The sequence below is a fragment of the Streptomyces lavendofoliae genome (assembly GCF_014649735.1).
GTDB lineage: Bacteria > Actinomycetota > Actinomycetes > Streptomycetales > Streptomycetaceae > Streptomyces > Streptomyces lavendofoliae.
On sequence record NZ_BMTP01000001.1, the window covers coordinates 456649 to 472060 of the forward strand.

Below are 15412 nucleotides of genomic sequence, written 5' to 3' on the forward strand. Positions count from 1 at the left end.
GACAGCGCGTGACGGTCAACATGACCAAGGGCCAGGCCATCAGCCTGCAGAAGAGCGACGGGGGTACTCTCACCGCGGTGCGGATGGGGCTCGGCTGGCAGGCGGCCCCGCGCCGCGGTCTGTTCGGCTCGCGCACCCGGGAGGTCGACCTGGACGCCTCGGCGGTGCTCTTCGCCGAGAAGCAGCCCGTGGACGTGGTGTTCTTCCGCCACCTGGTCAGTGACGACGGCTCGGTCCGCCACACGGGTGACAACCTGGTGGGCGGCGTGGGGCAGGGCGGCGACGACGAGGCGATCCTCGTCGACCTGCAGCGGGTCCCCGTCCACATCGACCAGATCGTCTTCACGGTGAACTCCTTCACCGGGCAGACGTTCCAGGAGGTGCAGAACGCCTTCTGCCGCATCGTCGACGAGACGAACGGCCAGGAGCTCGCGCGCTACACCCTGGACGGCGGCGGCCAGTACACCGCGCAGATCATGGCCAAGGTGCACCGCGCCGGTTCCGGCTGGCAGATGACCGCTCTGGGCAACCCGGCCAACGGCCGTACGTTCCAGGACCTGATGCCGTCGATCCTGCCGCACCTGTAGACGCGGCTCCCGCACGTACCCACCCGCAGCTCCCGGAGGCCAGGCCGCCGGGAGCTGTGGTTCACACCGAGGCACCGCAGCAGCGAGGGGACAGAGGCATGACGGCCGAGCTGGTCCGGGGGCAGAACCACCCCCTGCCCCACACCCGACTCGAGATCAGGGTGTCGGCCGGCGCGCCGGTCATCGCCGGCGCCACGCTCACCGACGACAACGGCCGGGTGCCGGGCCCCGAGTGGGTCGTGCACCCCGGCTCGCCCGCGCTCCCCGGGATCGAGGTCTCCCGGCAGGCGGCCGCCGACCACCGGCTCGCCGTGGATCTCGGGGCGCTCCCCGAGGCGGCCCACCGGGTGACGGTGCTCCTCGCCCTGCCCGAGGGGGCCGGCGGCCCCGGCCGGTTCGGCGCCGTCGCCGCGCCGTTCGCCGCGGTCACCGCGCTGGACGGCACCGAGGTCGCCGGGTACACCATCACGGGCCTGGACACGGAATCCGCCGTCGTCGCCCTGGAGCTCTACCGCCGGCAGGGCGCCTGGAAGATGCGCGCCGTCGGCCAGGGGTACGCGGGCGGGCTCGTCGCGATGCTCGCCGACCAGGGCCTCGACCGGGCCGCCGAACTCGCGGCCACCATTCACGGGGCGGTCGCCCGCGGGATGACCCGGTCGGTCGCGGCCCCGCCCCCGCGTACCGCCGAGGGCGACTGCGCCCGGCACGGCGCCTCGCTCACCGCGTCCGCGGCGCCCGGCGACACGGCGCCGCCCGCCGGACCGCCCGCGGGACCGACGCCCACCGCGGGACCCGCGCCCACCGCCGGGGCCCCTGCCGAGCCCGTCGCGGACGGGCCCATCAGCTACGCCCACCCCCGCCGCGCCACCGCCCCCCCGGCGCCGCGGGACGGGGCCGCCGCCGCGCCTCCGGCGCCGCCCGGCCACCCGGCACCGCAGGGACCGCCCGGCCGGCCGGTCGCCGGTGACGCCACCGGGTGGTCCATGGACGAGCGGCTCTACAACCAGGTCTGGGGCATGTTCGAGGACCTGGCCCGCGCCATCGCGGCGTACCGCAGCGCCGTCGACTTCGCCGAGTCCCGCATGGACCAGGAGCTCGACCGCGTCCTGTCCGACCCGCGCAGCCGCATCGGCACCGCCGGGGACGCGGCCCGCGCCGCCGCCCGCGCGAAGTGCGACGAGCTGACCGACCGGGCCCGGGAGGCCCTCGACCGCGACCTCGCGCAGCTCATCGCCGAGTCCGAGGTCGTCGAGCCGGCTCTGCCCGTGGCGTACGCGGACTGGGACAACCCGGTCTGGCACGGCTACCGCGTTCCCGGCGAGACCCCGATGGCGCTGCGCCTGGGCGATCTCCACCTGCCCGAGCAACCCGGCCTGCGCATCCCCATGCTGATGCGGCTCCCGCTGGAGCGGGGCCTGTGGGTCGACAGCGGCCGGTCCGGATCGGAGGCGGCCATGGCGACGGACGACGGCGAGCTGCGCCGGCTGGCGGTGGACACGGCCGTCCTGCACGCCGCGCGGCTGCTCGCGGTCCACCCGCCCGGGCAGTACGCCGTCCATGCGGTCGACCCGGCGGGAGCGGCGGCCGCTTCGTTCGCCCCGCTGGTGGACTGCGGGGTCCTCGCCGCCCCGCCGGCGTCCGGGGCGCAGGGGGTGTCGTCCGTCCTCGCCCACCTCACCCGGCGCGTGGAGCTGGTGCGGATGGCCGTCGGCAGTGGCGCGACCGACGCGCTCCCGCCCGACCTCGACACCGCCGACCAGCTCTTGATCGTGAACGACTTCCCGCACGGCTTCGACGACCGGGCCGTCACCCAGTTGCGCTACCTGGCGGACGAGGGCCCCGCGGTCGGTGTGCATCTGCTGCTGATCGCCGACCGCGAGGACGCCAGTGCCTTCGGGCCGGTGCTCGACCCCCTCTGGCGGTCGCTGCTGCGCCTCACACCGGTCCCGGACGACCACCTCGCCGATCCCTGGGTGGGGCACGCCTGGACGTACGAGCCGCCCCGGCTGCCGGCGGGCAGTGGCGTCCTGGGGAAGGTCCTGTCCCAGGTGGTCGGCGCCCGTCCTCACCGGTGGCGCTGACCTGCGGACTTGGTTCTTCTTTTACCCTCCCCTTTACCTTTCTTTGGTCTTTGCGGTAACGTTCTTGGAGCGGAGGGGAGTACTCCCGTGCGCGGCGTGCCCGTCAATACGGACGGTCGGACATGAGACCGGTCCCGGGGCGCCGGCCCGAGGTGCGACCGGCGACCTGTGCCGGCCGGCCCCGGGTGGAAGAGACCTCCGGCAGCGACGACGCTGATCAGTAGCCGTACGACGCCGGAGGCGCAATGGACGTTTCAATGGGTCTGTGGGTGGCGACCATTCTTGGTCTGTCCGCCCTGATCGCGGTCGACTTCTTCATCGGGCGCAAGCCCCATGACGTGTCGGTCAAGGAAGCCGGGATCTGGACGGTCGTCTGGATCGTCCTCGCCGCGATGTTCGGTGTCGGCCTGTTGCTCTTCGGTGAGTCCCAGGCGTCCGGCGAGTTCTTCGCCGGCTTCATCACCGAGAAGTCGCTCAGTGTCGACAACCTCTTCGTCTTCGTCCTGATCATGGCGAAGTTCGCGGTGCCGACCCACCTCCAGCAGCGCGTGCTGCTGATCGGTGTGCTGATCGCCCTCGTGCTGCGCGCGATATTCATCGCCGCCGGTGCCGCCATCATCGCCAGCTTCTCGTGGGTCTTCTACATCTTCGGCGCGTTCCTGATCTACACCGCCTGGAAGCTCATCCAGGAGGCGCGTGCCGACGAGCCGGAGGAGGAGTTCGAGGAGAACCGCCTCCTGAAGTCCATCGAGAGCCGCTTCGGTGTCGCCGACAAGTACCACGGCACCAAGCTCTTCATCCGCAACAACGGCAAGCGCGTGCTGACCCCGCTGATGGTCGTCATGCTCGCCATCGGCACCACGGACGTCCTGTTCGCGCTGGACTCCATCCCCGCGATCTTCGGTCTGACCCAGGACCCGTACATCGTGTTCACCGCCAACGCCTTCGCCCTGATGGGACTGCGGCAGCTGTACTTCCTCATCGGCGGCCTGCTGAAGAAGCTGGTCCACCTGAGCTACGGCCTGTCGGTCATCCTCGGGTTCATCGGCGTCAAGCTGGTGCTGCACGCCCTGCACGAGTCCGGGGTGCACGTCCCCGAGATCTCCATCCCCGTCTCGCTCGCGGTCATCTGCGGTGTCCTGGTCATCACCACGATCACCAGCCTGATCGCCTCCAAGAGGCAGGCGGAGCGCGAGGCGGCCGAGGAGGCCGGCAAGGTCCGGAAGGACAGCGTCGGGGCCTGACGGACGGCCGGCGCGAGACCGCCGGAGCGACGGCACCGGCCGGGCCGGCCCGCATTGCGGGCCGGTCCGGCCGGTGTTTGCCTCGTCGGTGAGCGCCTCGATCCCCGGGGCCGGCCCACGCGGAGAACGTCATGCGGTTCGCGCAGATCATCGACTTCGAAACCGAGCGCATCGAGGACATGGAGGCGCTGATGCGGGAGCGGAGGGACGCCATGTCCGGCCGGGCCGGCGGTCCGGCCCGGCGCCTCCTGCTGCGGGACAGGGGCAATCCGGACCGCTACCTCGTGGTCGTCGAGTTCGGCTCCTACGAGGAGGCGATGCGCAACAGCGCGGACCCCGCCACCACCGAGCTGGCCGAACGGATCGCGGGCCTCTGCACCCGCGCACCGTCGTTCACCGACTGCGACCTGGTGAGCGAGGACGACTTCCGCTGATCCCGCGGGACCTTCAGGCGGCCGCCGACTCCACGGCGGGGCCGGTCACCGACTTGGAGGGCAGGGTCTCCGGCAGCAGGGCGAAGCAGCCGAGGCTCAGCAGCGCGATCGCCGTCAGGTACGCGGCCACGCCCCACGGCGGCCCCGAACCGCCCGCCGAAGCCGTCGCCACGATCGGGGTGAGGGCCCCGCCGACGACGCCCGCCAGGTTGTAGCCGACGGCGGCACCGGTGCAGCGCACCCTGGGCTCGTACAGCTCCGGCAGGTACGCGGCCACCACGGCGAACATCATGATGAACGCCAGAAGAGCCCCGGTGAACCCGAGGAACATCAGCACCGGCCGCGCCGTGTGCAGCAGGCCCACCATCGGGAACATCCACAGGGCGGCGGCCGCGCAGCCGGCCAGGCACATCGGCCGCCGCCCCACCCGGTCGCCCAGCATCGCGGCGAACGGCGTCGCCACGCCCTTGACCGCCACCGCCGCCATGACGCACACCAGCATCACCGTCCGGCTCACGCCGAGCCGCTCGGTGCCGTAGGCCAGCGCCCACGTGGACACCGCGTAGAAGATCGCGTACCCGACCGCCAGGGCGCCGGCCGTCAGGAGCACGAGCCGCCAGTGGCCGCGTGCCACCTCCACCAGCGGGGCGCTCGCGCGCCGGCCGCTCTCGGCCAGCTCCCGGAACTGCGGCGTCTCCGTCAGCGAGGTGCGCAGCAGCAGCCCGCCGGCCGCCAGGAGCCCCGCCGCCCAGAACGGCACACGCCAGCCCCAGTCCCGGAACTGGGCGTCGCTCAGCCCCGCCGAGAGCCCGAGCATCACCCCGTTCGCCAGCAGGAACCCCACCGCGGGACCGACCTGCGGGAAGCTCGCCCACAGCGCGCGCCGCCCCTCGGGCGCGTGCTCCACCGTCAGCAGCACCGCGCCGCCCCATTCCCCGCCGAGCCCCAGACCCTGGAGGAACCGCAGGACCAGCAGCAGCACCGGAGCGGTCACACCGAGCGTGGCGTACGAGGGGACGAACCCCACGGCGACGGTCGACGCGCCGGTGAGCATCAGCGAGGCGAACATGACCGGACGCCGTCCGTGCCGGTCGCCGATGTGCCCGAAGAGGACGGAACCGAGGGGACGCGCGAGGAAGCCGACCGCGAACGTACCGAAGGCCGCCAGCGTCCCCGCGACCGGCGAGAACGTCGGGAAGAACAGCGGCCCCAGGACCAGGGCGGCCGCCGTCCCGTAGACGAAGAAGTCGTAGAACTCGATGGCGGTGCCGGCGAGGGAGGCGGCGGCGAGCCGCACCATGGAGGGAGGCGTCCCGGGAGGCGTGGACGGGGACGTACGCGGAGGTGCAGGCGGGGGCGTACACGGACGATGACTGTGGCGCATGTCGCGCCAACTACCCGTGGCGCCCCCGGGTTACGGGGCGCGGGGGAGGCGCGGGGAGCGACTACCAGCCGCGCTCGCGCCACTCCGGGAGCTTCGGACGCTCCTCGCCCAGCGTGGTGTCCTTGCCGTGACCGGGGTAGACCCACGTCTCGTCCGGCAGGGCGTCGAAGAGCTTGGTCTCGACGTCGAGGATCAGGCTGGCGAAGGCGTCGGGGTCCTTGCCGGTGTTGCCGACGCCGCCGGGGAAGAGGCAGTCGCCGGTGAACACGTGGGGGTGGCCGTGCGGGTCGTCGTAGACCAGCACGATGGAACCCGGTGTGTGCCCCACCATGCGGCGGGCGGTGAGCTCCACCCGGCCGACCCGGATGGTGTCCCCGTCCTCGACGGGGACGTCCGTGGTGACGTCGATGCCCTCGGCGTCGTACCTCCCGGCGTACGTCCGGGCGCCGGTCGCCGTCACGACCTCGGCCAGCGCGTCCCAGTGGTCGCGGTGGCGGTGGGTGGTGACGACGGCCGCGATGCCGTCGTCACCGATCAGCCGGAGCAGGGTCGCGGGCTCGCTCGCCGCGTCGATCAGGAGCTGCTCTCCGGTGGCCCGGCAGCGCAGCAGGTACGCGTTGTTGTCCATCGGTCCGACGGCGACCTTGGAGATCATCAGGTCCGTCAGCTCGTGCACATCGGCGGGCCCGCCCACCTTCACCGCTCCGCTGTACGTCATGGAGCCAGCCTATAGCGGGGGCAGTACGGGAAGGGGGCCGCCGGTGACCTCCAGGGCCGCGCCGTCGCGGCGGCCCGCCAGCCAGCCGAGGAGGTCGGGCGCCGGGCCCGAGACGGTCACCTCATCGCCCTCGCCACCGCCCGTGCGCCACTCCCCGCCCGGGGTCACGAGGCGGGTCGGGGGGACGGTGGGGTGGCCGGTGAAGCGGTCGGCGAGGAACGCGATCTCCCGGTCCGTGAAGTCCTTCGGCAGGTCCTCCAGCTCGTAGCCGATGCCCAGGTCGACGTGGTGCAGCTCCACCTCCACGAGGCGACGGAACGGCAGCCGCGCCGCGCGGTCGGTCACCCCGTTGCGCAGCTCCACCCGGCGGTCCCAGTCCGCCGGCACCTCGCTCTCCGCCTGGAAGCGGGCGGCGCTGTCGCGTACGTCGCCGAGCTGGACGGCCAGGGGGCGGGGGGCGTCGCGCTCGATGTCGGCGTCGCGCGCCTCGGCGCTGACGTACATCGGGCGACCCCGGAGAACATTCACGAGGGCGTCGGCGTTACGTGAGAGGTGGGCCAGTACGTGGCCGCGGGTCCACCCCGGCAGCCGGGACGGCGCGGCGACGGCGTCGTCGTCGAGTCCGGCGGCGGCGCCGAGCAGCCGGTCGGTCGCCTCGCGTACGGAGGTCAGGTCATGCGCGTGGTCGATCATGCTGCTGACCCTAGCGCCGCCACTCGATCGGGTGAAGGTGGCAGAGCATGGCCGGAAATCGAATGCGCGTGCTATACGCTCGGTGGAGGCATCCTTGAATGGCAGACATCCATTTGGCGGCCCCCCGTAGGCTGGAAAAGTCTGGGACGGGGGCTGTGCCCCCGCTTCTCTCAAGAAAGGTGCGGACCGGCGTGGCCGACCGTCTCATCGTCCGTGGCGCGCGCGAGCACAATCTGAAGAACGTCTCGCTCGACCTCCCGCGTGACTCCCTCATCGTCTTCACCGGGCTCTCCGGGTCGGGCAAGTCCTCCCTCGCGTTCGACACGATCTTCGCCGAGGGGCAGCGCCGGTACGTCGAGTCGCTCTCCTCCTATGCCCGGCAGTTCCTCGGCCAGATGGACAAGCCGGACGTCGACTTCATCGAGGGCCTCTCCCCGGCCGTCTCGATCGACCAGAAGTCGACCTCGCGCAACCCGCGCTCCACGGTCGGCACCATCACCGAGGTCTACGACTACCTCAGGCTGCTCTTCGCCCGCATCGGCAAGCCGCACTGCCCCGAGTGCCGCCGGCCCATCTCCCGCCAGTCACCGCAGGCCATCGTCGACAAGGTGCTGGAGCTGCCCGAGGGCAGCCGCTTCCAGGTGCTGTCGCCGCTGGTGCGCGAGCGCAAGGGCGAGTTCGTCGACCTGTTCGCCGACCTCCAGACCAAGGGCTACAGCCGGGCGCGGGTGGACGGGCAGACCATCCAGCTCTCCGAGCCGCCGACCCTGAAGAAGCAGGAGAAGCACACCATCGAGGTGGTCGTCGACCGCCTCACGGTCAAGGAGAGCGCCAAGCGCCGGCTGACCGACTCGGTCGAGACCGCGCTCGGCCTGTCCGGCGGCATGGTCGTGCTCGACTTCGTCGACCTCCCCGAGGACGACCCCGAGCGCGAGCGGATGTACTCGGAGCACCTGTACTGCCCGTACGACGACCTGTCCTTCGAGGAGCTGGAGCCCCGCTCCTTCTCCTTCAACTCGCCCTTCGGCGCCTGCCCGGACTGCACCGGCATCGGTACGCGCATGGAGGTCGACCCCGAGCTGGTCGTCCCCGACGAGGAGCGGTCCCTCGACGAGGGGGCGATCCACCCCTGGTCGCACGGCCACACCAAGGAGTACTTCGGGCGGCTGATCGGCGGCCTGTCCCAGGCCCTCGGTTTCCGCACGGACATCCCCTGGGCCGGGCTGCCCGCCCGCGCCAGGAAGGCGCTTCTCTACGGGCACAGGACCCAGGTCGAGGTCCGCTACCGCAACCGGTACGGCCGGGAGAGGGCATACACCACGCCCGCCTTCGAAGGCGCCGTCTCCTTCGTCAAGCGGCGGCACAGCGAGGCCGAGAGCGACTCCAGCAGGGAGCGCTTCGAGGGCTACATGCGCGAGGTGCCCTGCCCCACCTGTGAGGGCACGCGCCTCAAGCCGATCGTCCTCGCGGTCACGGTGATGGAGAAGTCCATCGCGGAGGTCTCCGCGATGTCGATCAGCGAGTGCGCCGACTTCCTCGGCCGGCTCAGGCTGAACGCCCGCGACAAGAAGATCGCCGAGCGGGTGCTCAAGGAGGTCAACGAGCGGCTCCGTTTCCTGGTCGACGTGGGCCTGGACTACCTCTCGCTGAACCGGGCGGCCGGCACGCTCTCCGGCGGCGAGGCCCAGCGCATCCGGCTCGCCACCCAGATCGGCTCCGGCCTGGTCGGCGTGCTGTACGTGCTGGACGAGCCGTCCATCGGCCTGCACCAGCGGGACAACCACCGGCTGATCGAGACCCTGGTCCGGCTGCGTGACATGGGCAACACCCTCATCGTCGTGGAGCACGACGAGGACACCATCAAGGTGGCCGACTGGGTCGTCGACATCGGCCCCGGCGCGGGCGAGCACGGCGGCAAGGTCGTCCACTCCGGCCCGTTGAAGCAGCTGCTGGCCAACGACGAGTCCATGACCGGCCAGTACCTGGCGGGCAAGCGCTCCATCCCCACCCCCGACGTCCGGCGCCCGGTGGACCCGGCACGCCGGCTGACCGTGCACGGCGCGCGGGAGAACAACCTGCGGGACATCGACGTGTCGTTCCCGCTGGGCGTGCTGACGGCCGTCACCGGCGTCTCGGGCTCCGGCAAGTCGACGCTGGTCAACGACATCCTGTACACCCACCTCGCGCGCGAACTGAACGGCGCCAAGTCCGTGCCCGGGCGGCACACGCGCGTGGACGGCGACGACCTGGTCGACAAGGTCGTCCACGTCGACCAGTCGCCCATCGGCCGGACGCCGAGGTCCAACCCGGCGACGTACACCGGGGTCTTCGACCACGTCCGCAGGCTGTTCGCCGAGACGATGGAGGCGAAGGTCCGGGGCTACCTGCCGGGCCGGTTCTCCTTCAACGTCAAGGGCGGCCGGTGCGAGAACTGCGCCGGTGACGGCACCATCAAGATCGAGATGAACTTCCTCCCGGACGTGTACGTCCCGTGCGAGGTCTGCCACGGGGCGCGCTACAACCGCGAGACCCTGGACGTCCACTACAAGGGCAAGTCCATCGCCGAGGTGCTGGACATGCCGATCGAGGAGGCCCTGGAGTTCTTCGAGGCCGTCCCGACGATCTCGCGCCACCTGCGCACCCTCACCGAGGTCGGCCTCGGGTACGTCCGCCTCGGCCAGTCCGCGCCGACGCTCTCCGGGGGTGAGGCACAGCGCGTGAAGCTGGCCTCCGAGCTCCAGAAGCGGTCGACCGGACGCACCGTGTACGTGCTGGACGAGCCGACCACGGGTCTGCACTTCGAGGACATCTCGAAGCTGATCAAGGTGCTGTCCAACCTGGTCGACAAGGGCAACTCGGTGATCGTCATCGAGCACAACCTGGACGTCATCAAGACGGCCGACTGGGTCGTGGACATGGGCCCGGAGGGCGGCAGCGGCGGTGGCCTGGTGGTCGCCGAAGGTACGCCCGAGCAGGTCGCGGCCGTCCCGGCCAGCCACACCGGCAAGTTCCTCCGTGACATCCTCGGCGCCGACCGCATCAGCGACGCGGCCCCGGCGGTCCCGGCGGCGCGCAAGCGGGCGGCCAAGAAGACGGTCGCGGCGGCGGACGGCGCGGCCCGCAAGACGGCCACCGCCAAGACGCCCCAGCCCAGGAAGCGGGCGACCCGGTCCACGTCCTGACGGTGCGGGGCCCCGCCCCCCGAGGGCGGGGCTCTCGGCACCGGACGGTGGCCGGCACCGGGCTTCCCGCCAAGGCCCGGCCCGGCAGGCCGGGCCGCACGCTTCGGCCGTCCGGAGCCACAGGCGGAGTGGGGGCGGGGAGCAGAGGCGCCGCGGGCTCAGCGACCGCCCCGGACCGGCCGGGTCAGGGGCAGGGGCCCGGGCGGGGCGCCAGGCCGGCCATGAGCGCCGGGATCGAGTCCGCGAACCGGACCGGGGCGTCGAGGTCGGCCCCGCCACCGGGATGGTGCGGCCACGAGCCGGACGTCACCCGCGAGGGGACCTCCCCCACGACGGCCAGCCGCAGCCCGTGCCCGGTGAACAGCGGGACCACCTCGCCCGCCGGGCCGCCGCGCGGCTGGAAGAAGTCGCCGCCCAGCCGCTCCACCGGCACGACGACCAGTTCCGCCCCCCGCCCCAGCGCGTCGCCGAGCAGCTCCAGGGCGGCCCGCCGGCCGGTCAGAGGCGGACCGCCGGGGGCGCAGACCAGCGCGGGGACGCCGTGCAGCGGCAGCACGGTGTCGGACGTCACGAGCTCGGCGGCGTACGGCGGCTCGGCGCCCGGGCGGGAGCAGGTGACCGCCGCCGCGCGGGCCGCGAAGGACAGCAGCTCCGTCCACTCTCCGGCGTCCAGCGCGGCCGGCGAGCGGGATCCCAGACCGTGCAGCAGCGCCGCGTTCACCGTGTCGCCCGCGCCGATGGTGTCGGCGACCACGACCGGGACGGCGGGCACCGACACGGCCGGTCCGTCCGTGAACACCGTCAGCCCCCGGGCGCCCCGGGTCAGCACCACCGCCGACGGCCCCCGCGCCAGCCACTCCCCGGGCGAACCGCCCAGCCACCGCGCGTCCTCCTCGGACAGCTTCAGCAGCGACACATGCGGGAGCCGCTCCAGGAACCGCCTCCGGTGGGCGTCCCCGTCGGAGATCAGACCGGGCCGGACGTTCGGGTCCAGCAGGGTGAGCACCCCCCGCCCCGCCTCCCGCCGCAGCAGCGCGTCGTACGCCCCGGCGCCCGGCTCCAGGACCAGCGAGCACGTACCGAAGGCCACCGCCCGGACCGCGTCCGGCAGCCGCTCCGGCAGCTCGAAGAGCCGGTCGGCCGTGCCCTCGGCGTAGAAGGAGTACCCGGCCGAGCCGTCCGCCGCGACCGACGCGACCGCCAGCGTCGTCGGCTCCGGCCCGCGCTGGACGAGCCCGGTCGCGACGCCCGCCGCGCGCAGCCCGTCGAGCAGCGCGTCGCCGAACGCGTCGGTGGAGACCCGGGAGCAGAAGGCGGCCTCGGCGCCGAGCCGGCCCAGGGCCACCGCGGTGTTGTACGGGCCTCCGCCCCGCCGGGGCACCAGGGCCGGCAGGGGCCCGGACCCGTCGGGGACGAGGTCGATCAGGGACTCTCCGGCGGCGACGATCACGCGCCCGAACGTAACCCATCGGCACCGCCCCCGACAGCCCCGGAACCCCCGCGAAGGGCCACCGATCTACCCCGGTATCGTCGGTTCCGTCACCGAGGACCCCCAGCCACCGTGGAGCCCCCATGCCCGGCCAGCCGCCCGCCCGCCGTACCGTGCTGAAAGGCGCCGCTCTCGCCGGGGCCGCCGGGGTGGGCGCGGCCGCCTGCTCCACCGAGTCGAAGCTGGGGCACGCGCAGGTCCCCACCCCCACCGCGCCGGTGGACCTGGGCACGGCCGACGCGGTACCGGTCGGCGGCGCCAAGCTCTACCGCGAGCAGCGGCTGGTGGTGAGCTGCCCCGCCAAGGGGCAGTACAAGGCGTTCAGCGCCCAGTGCACCCACGCGGGCTGCGTCTTCGACAAGGTGGAGGGCACCGAGGGCAACTGCCCCTGCCACGGCAGCCGCTTCGACGTCACCACCGGAAAGCCCCTCCGCGGCCCCGCCACGGCGGCACTGCCCGAGGTCCCGGTGCGGGTGACCGGCGGGAAGCTGGTCGCCGGCCCGGAGGCGTGACCGGGACGACGCCCCCGCTCCGCGGGCTCACGTCCGGCCCGCCTCCCGGTCATGTCCGCCCGCCTTCCGGGCGCCCGCCCCCCGGCCCCGCCCGCGCCCACCCGCCCGCGCCCACCCGCCCGCGCCCACCCGCCCGCGCCCCCCGGTAGGCCGGGGCGCCGCGCCCCCCGGCCGGCACCGGGGCGGGCGCCAGGGGACACCTGCGGGCCGGGCTCACCCGAGCCGGGGTCCCTTCCGGTCTCCGGTCGGGACCGCTCCAGGTCGGGTCCTTCCGGGCGGGCTCACTCCCAGTCCCAGTCGATCCCCAGGATCCCGGGCCTGACCTCCGGCTCCACGAAGTGGACGGTGCGGTGCCGCCCGCTCAGCGTCAGGTCGCCGCGGCCGGCGCGCGGCGCGCCGGCCGCGGACCGGGCGAAGCGCCGGCACCGTACCGGCAGGGCGTCCTCGTGGAACCGCACCTGGAGGACGTACTGCCCGCCCGCGAAGCTGAACCCGCGCACGTACTCGCCGCTCACCCCGCCGGTGCCGTCCTCGAAGCGGTACCCGAAGAGGTACGTGTCCCCGGCCCGCAGCCGCGCGTCGAAGAGCAGCTCCGCGACCACCACCCCGGTGTCCCCGTGCCGCCTCACCCGCCCCGTACGGCAGTTCTCGCCCGCCCGCACCACCACCCGCGCCGGGTCGCATCCGGGGTCCCCGTGGTGGATGGCCAGGTAACGGTCCACGCCGTCGCGGTGGGCCCGCACCACCTGCTGCGACTCCCGGCCGACCAGCTCCCGTCCCGCCCCGATCCGTACCCGCTCCTGGTGTCCCACCGTGTGCAGCCCGCCGTCCGCCGGAGCCTCCAGCTCCGCGATCAGCTGCTCCACCGCTCCGGAGACCTCCAGCAGCGAGCGGTACGGGCGGGCCGCGGGCCTCACCGGCCCCGCCCCGTCCCCGGCCGGCTCGCCGAGCAGCCGGATCAGTGACTCCCCGGGCAGCCGGAGCAGTTCCTCCAGCGCCCGCACGGCCTTCAGCGACTCGGGCCGCTGCGGGCGGCGGGCGCCCTGCTGCCAGTAGCACAGGCTGGTCACCCCCACCTTGATGCCGCGGTGCGCGAGATGGTGCTGCACCCGCTGGAGCGGCAGCCCGCGCACCGCCAGCGCTGTGCGCAGCGCCAGGTGGAACGGGCCCGACCGCAGGATCTGCGCCAGTTCGGTCTCGGTGTGTGCCATGGGAGTCCTCGGTGAACGTTCACGACGGGGCGGCGCGACTCCGCGGCCGGTGGAGACGGGCGGGCAGGTGGGAGCGGGGATCCGTTCACTCGTCAACCAGCGGCGTTCACAGTGCGGCGTCTCCCCGCATTGAAGCGTGTTGACCTGTCCCCGACAACGCCCGATGCTCCCCTCAGCGTCCGGACGCGATCCTCCCTCCCCACATCCCCACGGAGGAACGCGATGCGCCAACCAGGCATCACCCCGGGGGAGTCCGCCGGCGGAGCGATACGGCTCCTGCTCGCGGTGCTCCTCGCCGCCACGACCACCCTCCTCGGTCCGGTGTCCGCCGCCACCGCCGAGGACGGCTCCACGACCACGCTCGCCGCCAAGCGCCTGGACATCACCATGCAGGCGCAGCTGAAGACCAACTGGTGCTGGGCGGCCGGTGGCAACACCATCGCCACCTGGTTCGGCCGCTCCCACACCCAGAACCAGTTCTGCAACGCCGCCTTCAACCGGCAGCAGGGGTCCGACTGCCCCAACTGGCAGGCGACATTGGGCAATGTGCAGAACGGGCTGCGCTGGGCCGGCATCGGTCCCGGCTCGTACGTCGACGGCTGGCTGCGCTACTCCACCGTCCAGACCGAGATCAACGCCGACCGGCCCGTCGAGACCCGCATCCAGTGGGCCAGCGGCGGTGGCCACATGCATGTGATCTACGGCTACGACGACGCGAACGGCTGGGTGTACTGGGGCGACCCCTGGCCCTCCAGCGACCGCTACAACTGGGCGTCGCACGCCTGGTACGTCGACAACGGCTCCTTCTCCTGGACCCACTCGCTCTACCGGACAGGGACGTGAGAACGATGACTCCACGGCGTCTCATCACGGCGGTCGCGCTGACGGGCGCGCTGACCGGCGCGTTCACGGTCCTCGCGGTCCCCGCCGCGACCGCTGTCCCCGCCGCGACCGGCGCGGACTCCCCGGACGCGGCGGTCACGGCCCCCGCCACGCTCGACACCCTCTCCCGGTTCTTCGCCCGGGACGGCGCCCCGGCGCGGGCCGCGGCACACCCCCGTATCGAGGGGTCCGCCGTCCCCGTGCGCGTCCTGTCGCCGGACTTCGTGGCGGGCAGGCCGGGGGCGCCGGTCGCCCGCGTCGAGTTCCACGCGGCGAAGGCGGTCGCGCCCGACGGGCGGAAGGCGTCCGTATGGGTCGTCCGCCAGGGCGCGAAGGGCTGGCAGGTGGTGAACATCGCGACGGGTGACGACGAGGTCCGGTACGCGCGGGAGGGCGCCCGGCGCCTGCCCGGCGGAACGGTCTTCCGTGAACCCCAGGTCGACGCCTGGTACGTCCACCGGGGCAGCAGGGTGCTCCCGCTCGACGAGGACGCGGTACGCGCGGTGGGGGCCCGAGGCATGACGCCGGCCGCCTACCGGGACCGGGTCGCGGCGGCGTACGGGGACAAGCTGCCCGGCACGGCGTACGCCCGCCGGGGGAGCGCGGGCGGCTACGCGGCCCCCGCCGGCCCGGCCCCGGAGGCCCCCGCCCCCGCCGGCCGGGTGCCCACCCGGGAAACGGCCTCCGCCCGGCCGCCGGGGGCCGCCGGTACCGCCTGGGCGGCCGCCCTCGCGGCCTCGGCCCTCGCGCTGACCGGCGCCCTGCGGCTGCGCCGCCGCCGGGGCTGAGCCCCGCCGGTCCCTCGGGCCCCGGTCCCGACCCGCGGGCCGGCCGGCAGGTCACGCCCCGCGCGTGACCCACCGGCCGGCCCGCACCCCGGTCCACGGCCGGCGCCGCCCGGCCGCCGGTCCCGTGAGCCCCGCGGGGTGCCTCCGCCCCCACCGCAGGCGCCCCGCGGACACCCGTCACCCCGCCCCGCACTCCACCCCCGCCGC

13 protein-coding genes are annotated in these 15412 nt (G+C 73.6%); 8 read left to right on the top strand and 5 right to left on the bottom strand.

Annotation, left to right across the window (positions count from 1 at the left end; translation table 11 throughout):
* Positions 1-8: 8 nt before the first annotated feature.
* From IE109_RS02055 to IE109_RS02070, 4 genes are all read left to right on the top strand, one after another.
* Complete coding sequence (locus IE109_RS02055) at positions 9-587, top strand: TerD family protein (protein WP_189548650.1); 579 nt, start codon at positions 9-11, stop codon at positions 585-587.
* A 98-nt stretch (positions 588-685) separates the two neighbouring features.
* Positions 686-2668 carry a TerD family protein gene (locus tag IE109_RS02060; RefSeq protein ID WP_189548651.1) on the top strand — a complete coding sequence of 661 codons (1983 nt, stop codon included), beginning with the start codon at positions 686-688 and terminating at the stop codon, positions 2666-2668.
* Between the two features lie 245 nt (positions 2669-2913).
* Entirely contained in the window at positions 2914-3912 is a 999-nt protein-coding gene (locus IE109_RS02065; RefSeq protein ID WP_189548652.1) for a TerC family protein, read from the top strand.
* Between the two features lie 131 nt (positions 3913-4043).
* A complete protein-coding gene (locus IE109_RS02070; protein ID WP_189548653.1) occupies positions 4044-4346 on the top strand; it encodes a hypothetical protein in 303 nt (100 codons plus the stop codon).
* Between the two features lie 13 nt (positions 4347-4359).
* Here IE109_RS02070 and IE109_RS02075 read toward each other — a convergent pair whose 3' ends face one another.
* The 3 genes from IE109_RS02075 to IE109_RS02085 all read right to left on the bottom strand — a co-directional run bounded on the left by IE109_RS02075 (position 4360) and on the right by IE109_RS02085 (position 7141).
* Positions 4360-5646: an MFS transporter gene (locus IE109_RS02075; RefSeq protein WP_189548654.1), complete on the bottom strand. Its 1287-nt coding sequence runs from the start codon at positions 5644-5646 to the stop codon at positions 4360-4362.
* Between the two features lie 145 nt (positions 5647-5791).
* Positions 5792-6448 (bottom strand): MBL fold metallo-hydrolase, encoded by a 657-nt coding sequence (locus tag IE109_RS02080; RefSeq protein ID WP_189548655.1) that lies wholly within the window; start codon positions 6446-6448, stop codon positions 5792-5794.
* Positions 6449-6457: 9 nt separating this feature from the next.
* Complete coding sequence (locus IE109_RS02085) at positions 6458-7141, bottom strand: maleylpyruvate isomerase family mycothiol-dependent enzyme (RefSeq protein ID WP_189548656.1); 684 nt, start codon at positions 7139-7141, stop codon at positions 6458-6460.
* Positions 7142-7332: 191 nt separating this feature from the next.
* On the opposite strand from IE109_RS02085, the gene uvrA reads away from it, so the two are divergent.
* Positions 7333-10323, top strand: a complete 2991-nt coding sequence (gene uvrA, locus IE109_RS02090) for an excinuclease ABC subunit UvrA (RefSeq protein WP_189548657.1) — start codon at positions 7333-7335, stop codon at positions 10321-10323.
* Between the two features lie 184 nt (positions 10324-10507).
* Here the strand turns inward: uvrA and IE109_RS02095 are convergent, their stop codons facing one another.
* Positions 10508-11773 carry a PfkB family carbohydrate kinase gene (locus tag IE109_RS02095; RefSeq protein WP_189548658.1) on the bottom strand — a complete coding sequence of 422 codons (1266 nt, stop codon included), beginning with the start codon at positions 11771-11773 and terminating at the stop codon, positions 10508-10510.
* Positions 11774-11895: 122 nt separating this feature from the next.
* Here IE109_RS02095 and IE109_RS02100 point away from each other — a divergent pair, with 122 nt between their 5' ends.
* A complete protein-coding gene (locus IE109_RS02100; protein WP_189548659.1) occupies positions 11896-12324 on the top strand; it encodes a Rieske (2Fe-2S) protein in 429 nt (142 codons plus the stop codon).
* Between the two features lie 281 nt (positions 12325-12605).
* Here IE109_RS02100 and IE109_RS02105 read toward each other — a convergent pair whose 3' ends face one another.
* The gene (locus IE109_RS02105) at positions 12606-13535 is read right to left on the bottom strand and encodes a hypothetical protein (protein ID WP_189548660.1); all 930 of its coding nucleotides are present in this window, start codon (positions 13533-13535) and stop codon (positions 12606-12608) included.
* A 222-nt stretch (positions 13536-13757) separates the two neighbouring features.
* On the opposite strand from IE109_RS02105, the gene IE109_RS02110 reads away from it, so the two are divergent.
* Both IE109_RS02110 and IE109_RS02115 read left to right on the top strand, forming a co-directional pair.
* Positions 13758-14378 carry a papain-like cysteine protease family protein gene (locus IE109_RS02110; protein WP_189548661.1) on the top strand — a complete coding sequence of 207 codons (621 nt, stop codon included), beginning with the start codon at positions 13758-13760 and terminating at the stop codon, positions 14376-14378.
* Between the two features lie 5 nt (positions 14379-14383).
* Complete coding sequence (locus IE109_RS02115) at positions 14384-15205, top strand: hypothetical protein (protein ID WP_189548662.1); 822 nt, start codon at positions 14384-14386, stop codon at positions 15203-15205.
* Positions 15206-15412: the final 207 nt, after the last annotated feature.

Excerpts from the sequence above, each read along its gene's own strand:
- IE109_RS02060 (WP_189548651.1), top strand. The coding sequence starts at position 686 with ATGACGGCCGAGCTGGTCCGGGGGCAGAACCACCCCCTGCCCCACACC.
- IE109_RS02065 (WP_189548652.1), top strand. The coding sequence starts at position 2,914 with ATGGACGTTTCAATGGGTCTGTGGGTGGCGACCATTCTTGGTCTGTCC.
- IE109_RS02070 (WP_189548653.1), top strand. The coding sequence starts at position 4,044 with ATGCGGTTCGCGCAGATCATCGACTTCGAAACCGAGCGCATCGAGGAC.
- IE109_RS02075 (WP_189548654.1), bottom strand. The coding sequence starts at position 5,646 with ATGGTGCGGCTCGCCGCCGCCTCCCTCGCCGGCACCGCCATCGAGTTC.
- IE109_RS02080 (WP_189548655.1), bottom strand. The coding sequence starts at position 6,448 with ATGACGTACAGCGGAGCGGTGAAGGTGGGCGGGCCCGCCGATGTGCAC.
- IE109_RS02085 (WP_189548656.1), bottom strand. The coding sequence starts at position 7,141 with ATGATCGACCACGCGCATGACCTGACCTCCGTACGCGAGGCGACCGAC.
- IE109_RS02100 (WP_189548659.1), top strand. The coding sequence starts at position 11,896 with ATGCCCGGCCAGCCGCCCGCCCGCCGTACCGTGCTGAAAGGCGCCGCT.
- IE109_RS02105 (WP_189548660.1), bottom strand. The coding sequence starts at position 13,535 with ATGGCACACACCGAGACCGAACTGGCGCAGATCCTGCGGTCGGGCCCG.
- IE109_RS02110 (WP_189548661.1), top strand. The coding sequence starts at position 13,758 with ATGCGCCAACCAGGCATCACCCCGGGGGAGTCCGCCGGCGGAGCGATA.
- IE109_RS02115 (WP_189548662.1), top strand. The coding sequence starts at position 14,384 with ATGACTCCACGGCGTCTCATCACGGCGGTCGCGCTGACGGGCGCGCTG.